Genomic DNA, 13297 nt, shown 5'->3' with positions numbered 1-13297 from the left:
GCGCGCCTCAGGCGGCTGGCAGGAGAATCGTGAACGTGGAGCCTTCGCCCGGTGCACTTTCAATCCGGAACCGGCCGCGGTGCCGGGAGACGATGTGCTTGACGATGGCGAGGCCGAGGCCGGTGCCGCCCTGTTCCCGGCTGCGATGCGTGTCCACGCGGTAGAAGCGCTCGGTCAGCCGGGGGATGTGGATGGGATCGAATCCCTCGCCCTTGTCGATCACGTCGAGCTGAACGCCGGGTCCGCGGAACACCGCCTCGCGCTCCCGTACGGACAGCCGGATCGTCACCTCCCCGCCTGACGCGCCGTACTTGATCGCGTTCTCGACGAGGTTGAGGACGATCTGCTGGAGCTGGTCGGGGTCGCCCATCACGTCGAAGGCGCTCGTCTCCAGCCCCTCCTCCGTCTCTAGCCGCAACACGACATCCGCGGCATCGGCCATTGGGCGTACCGCATTCACCACCGTTCCCGCGATCTCCCGCAGTGACAGCTTCTCGGTCGGACGAAGGCGCTCCGTCGTTTCCACGCGGGACAGTGACAGGAGGTCCGAGACGAGGCGGTTCATCCGCGCCGCCTCCTTCTCCATGATCTCGAGGAACCTGTCCCGCGCGGCGGCATCTTCCCGCGCCGGGCCGCGCAGCGTCTCGATGAAGCCCAGAAGGGCGGTCAGGGGCGTCTTCAGCTCGTGACTGACATTGGTCACGAAATCCCGCCGCATCTGACCGGCTTGTTCGACGTCGGTCACGTCCTCGAAGGACAGCATCATGCCCCCCTCCCCGCGCACCGGGATCGCGGAGACGCGCCACGTCCCCTCACGGCTGTCACCGGTATAGAAGCGCGCGGTGCCGGGCCGGTCGCCCTTCAGGACCGCGTCGATGGCATCGAGGACGGCGGGATTGCGCAGCACGGTCGCGTAGTGCCGTCCGATGCCGGCCACGCGGAAGAGCTCGCTCGCCCGCGCGTTCATCGCCGCGATGCGCATGTCCGCCCCGATCAGGACGAGCGGCTGCGGGATCGCATCGAGGGCGGCGGCGGTCTGTTCTGGGCTCATGGGAGCGCGGGGGTCAGATTTCGGTCAGCTCGGCCCGGAAGCGCTCGGCATTCTGCCGGTAATACGCCGTCCCGGCCGTCATCCGCTTCAGCGCCGCCTCGCCCACCTGGCGGACGACCTTGCCCGGGGCGCCCATGACGAGGCTCCCGGGCGGGATCTCTTTGCCCTCCGTCACCAGGGCCCCTGCCCCGATCAGGCTGCCGGCGCCGATCACGGCCCCGTTCAGGATCGTCGCGCCCATGCCGATCAGGCAATCCTCGCCGATGGTACAGCCGTGGAGCATCGCCTTGTGACCGATGGTGACGTTGGGGCCAACCTCGAGCGGGAAGCCGATATCGGTGTGCATGACCACGTTTTCCTGCACGTTCGAGCCCTCGCCGATGACGATTGGCTCGTTGTCCCCCCGCAGCGTCGAGCCGAACCAGACGGAGGCGCCGGCCTTCAGGACGATGGCGCCGATCACGTTGGCATCGGGCGCGACCCAGGCCGTTTCGTCAATCTCGGGGCGCAGCTCGCCCAGGGCGTAGACCGTCATGACTGAAGCTCCTCGAATTCGTGGTTGAGCCGGCGGACGATATCGACGAGGTCCGGCTGCTGGGACAGGCGCATCCGCTCGGCCTGGATGATCGTCTTAAGCTTCGATTCGGTCTCGTCCAGGTCATCGTTCACGAGGACATAATCGTATTCCGGCCAATGGCTGATCTCGTCCCGGCTCTTCTTCATCCGCCCGGAGATCACCTCGTCCGTGTCCTGGGCGCGGCTCCTGAGACGCCGCTCGAGTTCCGGAATGGAGGGGGGCAGGATGAACAGCGAGAGCGTGTGCTTGCCGAGGACGGAGTTGCGGATCTGCTGGCCGCCCTGCCAGTCGATGTCGAACAGGACATCCCGGCCGGCGCTGATCGCCTCTTCGACGGGTTGCCTCGGCGAGCCGTAGAAGTGCCCGAAGACCTCCGCGTGTTCCAGCATGTCGCCGCGCGCGACCACCTCCTCGAACGCCTCGCGGCTGCGGAAGAAATACTCCCGGCCCTCCACTTCCCCCTCGCGCGGGGCGCGGGTCGTCGCGGAGACCGAGAAGGACAGATCGGGATCCCATCGCATGAGGCGCCGCGCCAGCGTCGACTTTCCGGCGCCGGACGGCGACGAGAGAATGATGAGCAAGCCGCGGCGGTTCACCATGGGTCGATTGTCTCCGAGATCCTGACCGTGCCTCGACGGGCCGGCCGGTCCCGGTTCCACCATGCGCCGGGCAAGGTCAAGTCTCGGGGGGCGACCGCGGCGTCCCTGCCCCGCGCGCCCGCGGCAGTACGCTTCGCTTAACCATTGGTCACGAAAAGACGTGAAATTTATCGAAACTCCGGCGCATTAAGAAGCCGGTAACAATTGCGACCTTATCGTTAGCGCGATCTTAATTTGCAGGGCGCGTGAACCGATGGTCTCAATTCGCGAAACACCCACCACGGCGTCACCGGACTCCGGGGGTCGGTTCAGGATGGGGTCATACATGACGACGCGTGACGAGACCAGGAACGGGCAGGACGCCAAGATCGTCTCCCTCAACAGCACGATGCCGAGGGAGAACCGTTTCTCTGCCATCAGCGCCGTCGAGGCCTACTGGAAGGAGATCCGGGCATCGCGTCCGGTGCCCTTCCGGTCGGAGGTCGACCCCCGCCGGATCGAGGACGCCCTCGAATATGCCTTCATCCTGGAGCGGATCGCGCCGGGCATCGCGCGCTTTCGCCTCGCCGGGATGCATCTGAGCGATCTGATGGGGATGGAGGTGCGCGGCATGCCCCTGACGGCGATGTTCATGCCGGAGGCCCGTCGTCCCGTCTCGGACACGCTGGAGCGGGTCTTCTCGGGCCCGGCCGCGGCGACGCTCACCATGGCGGGGCAGCGCGGGACCGGACGCCCCCCGCTCGATGCCAGGCTGATCCTCCTGCCGCTCAGGAGCGACATGGGAGATATCACCCGCGTTCTCGGTTGCCTTGTGAGCGAGGGCCCGATCGGCCGCGCGCCGCGCCGGTTCGAACTGCGCCAGACGCAGATCTCCCCCATCGTCATCCGCGACGACGACGGCGAGCGGACGGGCGAGTCCCCTCGCGCCGGCTCCCGCGGGGTGGTGCGGAGAAGCGAGAGCGATCCGACGCCGGAGGGACGCGGCGGGAACGGCGTGCGGGGGATGGCCGAGCGGTTCACGCCCTACCGCCGCAGCGAGCCGCTCAGACGACCCGACGTCCCGACTGGCGCAACTTGCGTCAAAAGGGACGGCCGGCCGTCCCTCTACGTCGTGGAGGGCGGCGCCGACTGAGGGCGCTCCTCCCCCTTGCTTCAATTGGTTAACGAATCACCCCCGCCGGATGAGGCGGGGGTGAAAGGCATCGGTTTCGGGGCGAAACGCCCGTGCGGCGACTACGCCGAGGCGCGCGCGGCCTCGCGGGCGGTGGTCAGCTCCTCCGCCACGAGGAACGCCAGTTCCAGCGATTGGGACGCGTTGAGGCGCGGATCGCAGGCCGTGTGATACCGGCTCGACAGATCCTCGTCCGTGACGGCCCGAACGCCGCCGGTGCATTCGGTCACGTCCTGCCCGGTCATCTCGAAATGGACGCCACCCGGCACGCTCGCCTCGTCCCGGTGCACCGCGAAGAATTCGCGCACTTCGGAAAGAACCCGGTCGAACGGCCGGGTCTTGTAGCCCGACTCGCTCTTGATCGTGTTGCCATGCATCGGATCGCAGACCCAGACCACGTTCGCCCCCTCGGACCGCACCGTCTGGATGAGGCGCGGCAGGTGGTCGGCCACCTTGCCGGCGCCGAACCGGGCGATCAGCGTAAGGCGCCCGGCCTCGTTCTGCGGGTTCAGCGTGGCGAGGAGGCGCTTCAGGTCCTCCGTCTCCATCGTCGGGCCGCATTTAAGGCCGATCGGGTTCGACACGCCGCGGCAGAACTCGACATGGGCGCCGTCGGGCTGGCGCGTGCGGTCCCCGATCCAGATCATGTGGCCGGAACCGGCAATGGTCGCTCCGGTGGTGCTGTCGACCCGCGTCAGCGATTCCTCATATTCCAGCAGAAGCGCCTCATGGGACGTGTAGAAGTCCACCGAGGAAAGCGCGTCGATATTGTCGCCGCTCAGGCCGGCGGCGCTCATGAAGTCGAGCGCGTCGGCGATCCGGTTGGACAGGTCGCGATAGGCCAGCGCCTTGTCTTCTTCGGCGAAGCCCGTGGTCCAGCTGTGAACACGGTGGATGTCGGCGAAACCGCCCGTCGAAAAGGCACGGAGCAGGTTCAGCGTCGCGGCCGCCTGGGTGTAGCCCTGCAGCATCTTCGCGGGGTCCGGGATCCGGGCCTCGGGCGTGAAGTCGAGTTCGTTGATGATGTCGCCGCGGTAGGACGGCAGCTCGACACCGTTCACCGTCTCCGTGGGGGCGGAACGCGGCTTGGCGAACTGACCGGCCATGCGCCCGACCTTCACCACCGGCACCTTTGCGCCATAGGTCAGGATCACCGCCATCTGCAGCATGACCTTGAACGTGTCGCGGATCTGGTCGGCGCTGAACTGGCCGAAACTCTCGGCGCAATCGCCGCCCTGAAGCAGGAACGCCTCCCCGCGGGAGGCCTTGGCCAGTTCCGCCTTCAAGCGGCGTGCTTCGCCGGCAAAGACGAGCGGCGGATACTTGGAAAGCTGGCCTTCCACGGCCCGCACGGCATCCTGGTCGGGATAATCCGGCATCTGCACGCGGGGTTTCGAACGCCAGTCGGTCTTGCTCCAGCTCATCTTGGTCGCCTCTTTCATCTTTCCCCGCCAGAGGCGCGGGGTGGGCGTCCTTATAGGCGGCACGGAGCGTCAATCCAACGCCGAATCCCACTCGTTCTGGCGCTGCGGTGCACCGGAGTGACGTGGATGCTCTTGCGGAAGGCTGATTTTGGTGAGAGCGGTTGCGAAGCGCGACAGAGAAATGAGACCGCGATGGACAAAGGTACCACCGCCTCCTCCCCCCGTTCGATGAGGGATCCGGCCCCCGGGCCCGGAGGCGGCACGCGCCGGTTCGTCTTTCTTCTGGTCCCGGATTTCACGCTGCTGTCGTTCGCCTGCGCCATCGAGCCCCTGCGTCTGGCCAACAGGATCACCGGAGAGCGGCTCTACAAGTGGATCACGGTGTCCGAGGACGGCGCGCCCGTCGCCTGCTCCAACGGCGCGGAGATCTCGGTGAACGGCGATCTGGCGGAACTGATGCGGGACGACACGATCCTCGTATGCAGCGGCGCCAACGTGCAGGATCACACGAACCGGAAGCTCCTCAACTGGATCCGCCGAGAGGCGCGGCGCGGCGCAGCGCTTGGCGGGCTCTGCACGGGCGCGCATCTTCTGGCCGATGCGGGGCTGCTCGACGGCAGACGCGCGACGATCCACTGGGAAAACCAGGACAGTTTCGCCGAGGCCTTCGAGGAGGTCACGCTGACCAAGGCGGTCTTCACCGTGGACGGGCCGCGGATGACCAGCGCCGGCGGGACCTCCTCTCTCGATCTGATGCTGAAAGTCATTGCCGACGATCACGGGGAGGCGATCGCGGGCGCCGTGGCGGATCAGTTGATCTACTCCTCGATCCGCACCGATCAGGACACACAGCGCCTGTCCGTGCCCACGCGTATCGGCGTGCGGCATCCCAAGCTCGCGGTCGTCATCCAGGTCATGGAGAGCAATCTCGAGGAGCCGATCTCGCCAGCCCGTCTGGCCAAGGATGCGGGCCTGTCCACGCGTCAGCTAGAGCGCCTGTTCCGGCGCTACCTCGGCCGATCCCCGAAGCGCTATTACATGGAGCTGCGGCTTCAGAAGGCGCGGAACCTGCTCATGCAGACTGACATGAGCGTGATCAACGTGGCCCTCGTCTGCGGCTTTACCTCGCCGTCGCACTTTTCCAAGTGCTACCGCGCGCAATACCAGACGACGCCCTATCGCGAGCGCGGCGCCCGGTCGAGCCGAAGCGGGACCGAGTAGCCCTCAGAACTTCGACAGGATTGTGTCCGGTACGCTGTTGAGCGCAAAGCTGACGACGACGAGCCCGTCCTCCTTCCGGTGCAGCAGCGCGTAGAAGAAGGCGTAGCTCTCGTCGGTCCAGAAGGCCCGCGCCTCCTGGACGAACCCGCCTTCCATCTCTTCGGTCTTCAGGAGCGACATTCCCGTGAAGTCCTCCGGAAAGCTCGCCCGAAGCTGGGCAACCGCCTCCTCGAGCTGGCCCGGCGCGTAATCGTCTGCCCCGTCGAGCCGCCGCGTGAGGCCCTCGAAATCCCGCGTCGCGATGGCCGCCTCGACGAAGGCGGCATAGGCCGCGTGATCCGCGAAGACGCCGGGCTCCTCGGCGGCGGCCGCAAGCGGGACGGCACAGGCACCGGCGATCAGGAATGCTCGGGTCATGTCGGATTCCCCCGTAGGACACTCCCCCAAGACTGCCACGGAGCTCCTGCGCCTTGATAGACGATTCGCCGAAGGGCCCGGACGAGACGTCGAACGGTCTCCCGGTACTCTGCCCCAGCACGGGACTTCCCATCCTCGATCAATCGGTTAGGCTGTGGCGGAATAACGCAAGACCAGGGAGAGAAACCATCATGCGTCTTCTGATGACCACGGCCATCGCGAGCCTCGCCTTCGCCGGCGCCGCCGCCGCCCAGGACAACGAGGTCAAGCTCGGCATCCTCTTCGGCTTCACCGGGCCCATCGAATCGCTGACGCCGAACATGGCGGCCGGCGCCGAGCTTGCCATGTCGGAAGTGACCGAGGCCGGCACCTTCATGGACGGCGCCACCGTCACCCCCGTGCGCGCCGATTCCACCTGCATCGACAGTGCCGCCGCCACGGCCGCAGCCGAGCGCATGATCACCTCGGACGGCATCTCCGGCCTCGTCGGGGCGGACTGCTCCGGCGTCACTGGCGCTGTGCTCTCGAACGTCGCGGTGCCGAACGGCATGGTGATGATCTCCCCCTCGGCCACGTCGCCGGCCCTGTCCGACACCGAGGATGACGGCCTGTTCTTCCGGACCGCGCCCTCCGACGCGCGTCAGGGTCAGATCATGTCCGACATCCTAATGGAGAACGATATCTCCACCGTCGCGCTGACCTACACCAACAACGATTACGGCAAGGGTCTCGCCGACAGCTTCCAGGCCGCCTACGAGGCCGCCGGCGGCACCGTGAGCACCTCCGCCCCCCACGAGGACGGCAAGGGTGACTACTCCGCCGAGATCGGGACGCTGGCCGCCGCGGGCGGCGATGCGCTCGTCGTTGCGGGCTACGTTGACCAGGGCGGCGCCGGCATCGTCCGCGCCGCGCTCGACCAGGGCGCCTTCGACACGTTCCACTTCCCCGACGGGATGATCGGCGATTCGCTCACCGACCAGTTCGGCGACGAGATCGAAGGCTCCCGCGGCCAGCGCGCCGGCAATGACAGCCCCGGCGGTGAGCAGTTCGTGGAACTCGTGGGCGATGCATTCGACGGCACTTCGACCTATGCCGGCGAGAGCTACGACGCCGCCGCGCTGATCCTGCTCGCGATGCAGGCCGCCGGCTCCAGCGATCCCGCCGATTACAAGGGCGAGATCGAGAACATCGCGAACGCGCCGGGTGAAATGATCTACCCGGGCGATCTCGGCCGCGCGATGGAGCTTCTCGCCGCCGGCGAGGAGATCGACTACGTCGGCGCCACCGCGGTGGAGCTGATCGAGGGCGGCGAGAGCGCCGGCAACTTCGAGGAGCTGATCGTCGAAGGCGGCGAGCTCACCACGGTCGGCTACCGCTGATCTGCATCTGAAACGGACGGGGGCGGCCGCCACACGCCGCCCCCTTCCCACTGGACGGCACGCACGCGGCGGGGCAAGACACCGTCCGCAGACGCAAGCCGCAAGGGGCGCCCGAGAGATGTCATCCAAGACCGACCGGCCGATGATCGAGGTCAGGGACCTCCACCGCCATTTCGGAGGCTTTCACGCCGTCGACGGCGCCTCCCTGTCGATCCGCAAGGGCACGATCACCGGACTGATCGGCCCGAACGGCGCCGGCAAGTCGACCCTCTTCAACGTGATCGCCGGGGTACTGCCACCGACCTCCGGACAGGTCCTGATGGAGGGCGAGGAGATCACCGGCCTCAAGCCGCACGAGCTGTTCGACAGAGGCCTTCTGCGCACCTTCCAGATTGCCCATGAATTTCACTCGATGACCGTGCGCGAGAACCTGATGATGGTGCCTGCCGGTCAGACCGGTGAGACCCTCTGGAACACGTGGTTCTCCCGCAATCAGATCGCCGCCGAGGAGGCCGCGCTTCGCGACAAGGCGGACGAGGTGCTCGATTTCCTGACCATCTCCCACCTCGCGGACGAGCGGGCCGGCAACCTCTCCGGTGGCCAGAAGAAGCTTCTGGAACTGGGGCGGACGATGATGGTCGACGCGCGCGTGGTCTTTCTCGACGAGGTCGGCGCGGGGGTGAACCGGACGCTTCTGGGTACGATCGGGGACGCCATCGTGCGCCTCAACGAGGAGCGCGGCTACACCTTCTGCCTGATCGAGCACGACATGGATTTCATCGGCCGGCTGTGCGACCCCGTCATCGTCATGGCCGAGGGGCATGTCCTTGCCGAGGGAAGCGCCGAGGAGGTCATGGCCAACGAGCAGGTGATCGAGGCCTACCTCGGCACCGGTCTCAAGAACAAGGGTGCGGCATGAGCAGGACGGCAGAGGCACAGGTCGCGGAGGTGGCGCAGGATCCCGTTCTCATCGGGGAAGGCATGACCGGCGGCTATGGCCGCGGGGCCGATATCCTGCACGGCTGCACCATCGCCGTGGAGCGCGGAAAGATCGCCGTGATCGTCGGCCCAAACGGCGCCGGCAAGTCGACCGCGATGAAGGCCGTCTTCGGCATGCTGAACATCCGCGAAGGCTCCGTGCGTCTCGGCGGGACGGATATCACCGCCCTCTCCCCGCAGGCCCGCGTGGCACAGGGCATGGCCTTTGTTCCGCAGGTGCGGAACATCTTCCCCTCGCTGTCGGTCGAGGAGAACCTGGACATGGGCGCCTTCCTTCGCCGGGACGATATCTCGGAGACCAAGGCCCAGATCTTCGACCTCTTTCCCATCCTCAAGGACAAGCGCCGGCAGGCCGCCGGGGAACTGTCCGGCGGGCAGCGGCAGCAGGTGGCGGTCGGACGCGCGCTGATGACGCGTCCCGATGTCCTGATGCTCGACGAGCCCACGGCCGGCGTCTCCCCCATCGTGATGGACGAGCTCTTCGACCGGATCATCGAGGTCGCCCGCACCGGCATCTCGATCCTCATGGTCGAGCAGAACGCGCGGCAGGCTCTCGAGATCGCCGATGTGGGCTACGTTCTCGTTCAGGGCGCCAATGCCCATACCGGTACGGGCGCCGAACTGCTGTCCGATCCCGTGGTCAGGCGGAGTTTCCTCGGAGGGTAGTCATGGTTCGCGCCGCGTTCGTCTGTGTCCTGTTCGGTTTGGCCACCCCGTCCGGTCCGCTGCAGGCGCTCGATCTCGACTGTACCACCATCGGATCCTGCAACGACGACCTCACGTGCCGCGAATCGGCCGACCCGTTCAGCCTGCGGCAGACCGAAGACGGCCACGAGTTCTGGTTCGTCGACACCTCCCGCTTTCCGGCCACTGAAACCGTCAAGGAAGGCCTGCGCATCTTCACCTCGGATGCCCGGCCCGAAAGCCAGCAGCGCCTGACGATCGCCGAGAATCTCATGGCCAGTTACTCGGTCGTCTATTATGGATACGGTCGACTTTATTCGACGCAGACCGCCCTCAACTGCCGGAAGGTGGACCCGTGACCCGTCTTGTTGCAGCCCTGTTTCTGATGATGGCCGCCCTCCCCGTCGCCGCGGAGGATATCTCCTGCACGCTGAGCCGCGCCTGCGTGGCCGGCGAGGGATGCGGGCAGCCTGATGCGCGCGGGTTTACCGTTGCGGGGTGGGACGGCGCTTCTCCCGCGATCAACGTTGGCGGCGACACGCTGCCCGCCAGTGTCTCACGTCAGGGTGGCGCCATCGTGGCCAGTGCCGGCGGCGCCGAGGCTCGGGTGGAGGCGAACGGTATGCTCCTCTTTCGCCGCATCACGACCCGCGATGGAGCGCGCACCGTGACCGATTATACCGGTCGCTGCGACCGCTGATCGTCGCCCGCGCGAGGGTGGTGTCGTTCTCGATCTGTCGCCTGAGGCCCCGTTCGCGGCCGAAATTGCGCAAATGATGACCTGTTTCGCAATATCCCTGCGCGGCGGGAGGTGCGGCGCACGCTGTTAAGCACATCTTTGGACGTTGGCGGCAATACTCTCCCTATGACACCGGGCCGGATGAACCGGCGGTGCAGCAAGGGGTAGAACGGCCATGATCCTTTCGACTTTCCTCGCCTTTTTCCTGTCTCCCTTCACCATGAGCGACGGCCTCGAGGCCCGCTGCGTCTTTCCGGGCACCCATCCCGAGATGGCGCCCGTCATGGTGAGTGTGGAAGCCTCCACCGCCCGCTGGAGCCAGTCCCTGACGCCCACGCTCCACATCGCCCTGCCGGACGGCACGCGCGTCCGCGGCCGCGCACAGCAACTGGCCGCAACGAAGACCCCGGACATGGTGATCCGCGCGAAGGGGCCCCGCAACATGCGCCTGACGATGTCCCTCTCCGCGTCCGGCCGCGCACTGCTTCTGCGACGCTGGGGAGACGATGCGGCCGAAGAGACGCTGATCACCGACAATCGCCCGGGCCGGTGCACCGGCCATGCCCAGCTTCTCTCGGAGATCCTGCGCGGCTGACACCTGATGCATCGCTCCCACACCCGCGCGCCTTGACGTCGTGCGCGGGCCTGCGCAAGAACGCTGAAAGCCGTACACGAAGCGGCGGGACCGGCGGAGACGGCGCCGGGGGGACAAGGGAGCGACATGGATCTTGTGAACGCGCTGGTCGCGCTGACCAATTTCGTGCTCATACCGGGCGCGGCCTACGGAGCGCAGCTCGCGCTCGGGGCGCTCGGGGTGACGCTGATCTACGGCATCCTCCGCTTCTCCAACTTCGCCCACGGGGACACGATGGCGTTCGGCACCATGGTCACCATCGGGGTGACATGGTGGCTCCAGTCCGTTGGCGTTTCGCTCGGCCCCCTGCCGACGGCGCTTCTGGCCATGCCCGTCGGCATCGTCGCCACGGTCCTGCTTCTCCTGGCCACCGACCGCGTCGTCTACCGTTTCTACCGCAAGCAGCGCGCGGCGCCGGTGATCCTCGTCATCGTCTCGATCGGCGTGATGTTCATCCTCAACGGCGTCGTCCGGATCTTCATCGGCACGGACAATCAGGTCTTTGCCGACGGCGCCCGCTTCGTGATCTCCGCGCGGGACTTCCGAGACGCGACCGGCTTGGAGGAAGGCCTGGCGTTGAGGGTGAGCCAGGTCATCACCCTCGTCACCGCGATCGTCACCGTCGCCGCACTCTTCTGGTTCCTGACGAAGACGCGGACCGGCACCTCCATGCGGGCCTATTCGGATAACGAAGACCTCGCGCTCCTCTCCGGCATTTCGCCCGAGCGTGTCGTCATCATCGCATGGGCCCTTGCCGGCACTCTCGCGACCATCGCCGGCGTTCTCTACGGGCTCGACAAGTCCTTCATGCCATTCACCTATTTCCAGCTGCTCCTGCCGATCTTCGCCGCCGCCATCGTCGGTGGCCTCGGATCGCCCATAGGCGCCATCGCCGGGGGCTTCGTCATCGCGTTCTCTGAGGTCACGCTGACCTATGCCTGGCTCAAGGTGCAGGAGTATCTCCTGCCCTCCTGGCAGCCGGACGGTCTTCTCCAGCTGCTCGCGACCGAGTACAAGTTCGCGGTCAGCTTCGCGATCCTCGTCACTGTTCTGATCTTTCGGCCGACGGGCCTTTTCCGGGGGAAATCGGCATGAGGGCGGGTCTTCTCTTCGCGCTGGTCGCGCTGCTCTACATCGCCACCGGGGTTCTGCAGAGCTGGTCCCTGGCGCTCACGATCTTCAACATGGGCCTCGTCTCGGCGATCATGGCGCTCGGGGTGAACATCCAGTGGGGCTACGCCGGCCTCTTCAACGTCGGCGTGATGGGCTTCGTCGCGCTCGGCGGCCTTGGCGCGGTGCTCGTCGGCATGCCGCCCGTTCCGGACGCGTGGAGCGCGGGCGGCGTGCGCATCCTCGCCGCTTTGGCCGTCGGTGCGGCCGTCCTCGTCGCGGCGGTCCTGGCATGGACGCGGATGAGCCGCGGATGGGTCCGCACGCTGGTCACGTTGGCGATCCTCGTCGTGGGCTTCTACGTCTACCGCGCGATCTTCGACCCCGCGCGGGACGCGATCGAGGCGGTGAATCCCGCAGCCACCGGCTATCTCGGCGGCCTCGGTCTTCCAATTCTCCTGGCCTGGCCCGTGGGCGCGCTGATCGCCGCCGGTGCGGCCTGGCTCATCGGCAAGACGGCCCTTGGCCTGCGGTCGGACTACCTCGCCATCGCGACGCTCGGCATCGCCGAGATCATCATCGCGGTTCTGAAGAACGAGGACTGGCTCGCCCGCGGCGTGAAGAATGTCTCCGGCCTGCCCCGTCCGGTGCCCTTCGAGGTTGATCTGCAGCAGGATCCGGACTTCCTCGCCCGCATCGGCTCGCTCGATCCCGTCACGGCCTCGTCCATCGCGGTCAAGCTTGCCTATACCGCGCTCTTCCTCGTCGTTCTCGCGCTCGTGCTCTGGCTGTCGCAGGCCGCCCTCGCCTCCCCCTGGGGCCGCATGATGCGCGCGATCCGGGACAACGAGACCGCCGCCGAGGCGATGGGCAAGAACGTCGTGCGCCGTCATCTGCAGGTCTTCGTCATCGGCTCGGCGATCTGCGGTCTCGCCGGCGCCATGATGACGACGCTCGACGGCCAGCTTACCCCGGGCACCTACCAGCCACTGCGTTACACCTTCCTGATCTGGGTCATGGTGATCGTCGGCGGGTCCGGAAACAACTGGGGCGCTGTCCTCGGCGGGTTCCTCGTCTGGTGGCTCTGGACGCAGGTCGAGCCGATGGGCGCTTTCATGATGTCCGTGCTGACCTCCCCCCTGCCCGAAACCTCCCCGCTCCGGCTGCACCTGATGGACAGTGTGCAGTACACGCGGGTGCTGCTGATGGGGGTGGTTCTGCTGCTCGTCTTGCGGTTCAGCCCGCGCGGTCTCGTACCGGAGAAATAGCAATCGGGGCGCCCCTGGCGCCCC

Annotated in this window: 15 protein-coding genes; 10 read left to right on the top strand and 5 right to left on the bottom strand. The window is 66.8% G+C overall.

Features of this window, described 5'->3' with window-relative positions; all coding sequences use genetic code 11:
* Window positions 1-7: 7 nt before the first annotated feature.
* Genes DQG15_RS01705 through gmk form a run of 3 tightly spaced genes read right to left on the bottom strand, consistent with a single transcriptional unit; the run spans window position 8 to window position 2227 of the window.
* Entirely contained in the window at window positions 8-1051 is a 1044-nt protein-coding gene (locus DQG15_RS01705) for a cell wall metabolism sensor histidine kinase WalK (RefSeq protein ID WP_116082229.1), read from the bottom strand.
* 13 nt (window positions 1052-1064) lie between these two features.
* A complete protein-coding gene (locus DQG15_RS01700) occupies window positions 1065-1586 on the bottom strand; it encodes a gamma carbonic anhydrase family protein (RefSeq protein WP_116082227.1) in 522 nt (173 codons plus the stop codon).
* Entirely contained in the window at window positions 1583-2227 is a 645-nt protein-coding gene (gmk, locus tag DQG15_RS01695; protein ID WP_116082226.1) for a guanylate kinase, read from the bottom strand. The genes DQG15_RS01700 and gmk overlap by 4 nt, the downstream gene beginning before the upstream one ends.
* Window positions 2228-2552: 325 nt before the next feature.
* Between gmk and DQG15_RS01690 the strand changes: the two genes are divergently transcribed.
* A complete protein-coding gene (locus tag DQG15_RS01690) occupies window positions 2553-3359 on the top strand; it encodes a PAS domain-containing protein (RefSeq protein ID WP_232830666.1) in 807 nt (268 codons plus the stop codon).
* Between the two features lie 101 nt (window positions 3360-3460).
* Here DQG15_RS01690 and DQG15_RS01685 read toward each other — a convergent pair whose 3' ends face one another.
* Window positions 3461-4822 carry a class II 3-deoxy-7-phosphoheptulonate synthase gene (locus tag DQG15_RS01685; protein WP_116083672.1) on the bottom strand — a complete coding sequence of 454 codons (1362 nt, stop codon included), beginning with the start codon at window positions 4820-4822 and terminating at the stop codon, window positions 3461-3463.
* Between the two features lie 228 nt (window positions 4823-5050).
* Between DQG15_RS01685 and DQG15_RS01680 the strand changes: the two genes are divergently transcribed.
* Complete coding sequence (locus tag DQG15_RS01680) at window positions 5051-6043, top strand: GlxA family transcriptional regulator (RefSeq protein WP_198665084.1); 993 nt, start codon at window positions 5051-5053, stop codon at window positions 6041-6043.
* 3 nt (window positions 6044-6046) lie between these two features.
* On the opposite strand, the gene DQG15_RS01675 is transcribed toward DQG15_RS01680, so the two are convergent.
* Window positions 6047-6460 carry a hypothetical protein gene (locus tag DQG15_RS01675; RefSeq protein ID WP_116082222.1) on the bottom strand — a complete coding sequence of 138 codons (414 nt, stop codon included), beginning with the start codon at window positions 6458-6460 and terminating at the stop codon, window positions 6047-6049.
* A gap of 191 nt (window positions 6461-6651) precedes the next feature.
* Here DQG15_RS01675 and DQG15_RS01670 point away from each other — a divergent pair, with 191 nt between their 5' ends.
* The 8 genes from DQG15_RS01670 to DQG15_RS01635 all read left to right on the top strand — a co-directional run bounded on the left by DQG15_RS01670 (window position 6652) and on the right by DQG15_RS01635 (window position 13273).
* Entirely contained in the window at window positions 6652-7839 is a 1188-nt protein-coding gene (locus DQG15_RS01670; protein WP_116082221.1) for an ABC transporter substrate-binding protein, read from the top strand.
* A gap of 142 nt (window positions 7840-7981) precedes the next feature.
* Entirely contained in the window at window positions 7982-8758 is a 777-nt protein-coding gene (locus DQG15_RS01665) for an ABC transporter ATP-binding protein (protein WP_116083670.1), read from the top strand.
* The gene (locus DQG15_RS01660) at window positions 8755-9504 is read left to right on the top strand and encodes an ABC transporter ATP-binding protein (protein ID WP_116082219.1); all 750 of its coding nucleotides are present in this window, start codon (window positions 8755-8757) and stop codon (window positions 9502-9504) included. The genes DQG15_RS01665 and DQG15_RS01660 overlap by 4 nt, the downstream gene beginning before the upstream one ends.
* A gap of 2 nt (window positions 9505-9506) precedes the next feature.
* On the top strand, window positions 9507-9881 hold the full coding sequence (locus tag DQG15_RS01655; RefSeq protein WP_116082218.1) for a hypothetical protein: 375 nt from the start codon (window positions 9507-9509) through the stop codon (window positions 9879-9881).
* Window positions 9878-10222, top strand: coding sequence for a hypothetical protein (locus tag DQG15_RS01650; protein WP_116082216.1), 345 nt, complete (start codon window positions 9878-9880; stop codon window positions 10220-10222). Before DQG15_RS01655 ends, DQG15_RS01650 begins: the two co-directional genes overlap by 4 nt.
* A gap of 214 nt (window positions 10223-10436) precedes the next feature.
* A complete protein-coding gene (locus DQG15_RS01645; protein WP_116082214.1) occupies window positions 10437-10856 on the top strand; it encodes a hypothetical protein in 420 nt (139 codons plus the stop codon).
* 126 nt (window positions 10857-10982) lie between these two features.
* Window positions 10983-11990 carry a branched-chain amino acid ABC transporter permease gene (locus tag DQG15_RS01640; RefSeq protein ID WP_116082213.1) on the top strand — a complete coding sequence of 336 codons (1008 nt, stop codon included), beginning with the start codon at window positions 10983-10985 and terminating at the stop codon, window positions 11988-11990.
* Complete coding sequence (locus tag DQG15_RS01635; protein ID WP_116082211.1) at window positions 11987-13273, top strand: branched-chain amino acid ABC transporter permease; 1287 nt, start codon at window positions 11987-11989, stop codon at window positions 13271-13273. The genes DQG15_RS01640 and DQG15_RS01635 overlap by 4 nt, the downstream gene beginning before the upstream one ends.
* Window positions 13274-13297: the final 24 nt, after the last annotated feature.

It is taken from the genome of Tropicimonas sp. IMCC34011 (assembly GCF_003390865.1).
Lineage (GTDB): Bacteria > Pseudomonadota > Alphaproteobacteria > Rhodobacterales > Rhodobacteraceae > Tropicimonas_B.
This window is presented reverse-complemented; position numbering and strand designations above follow the sequence as displayed.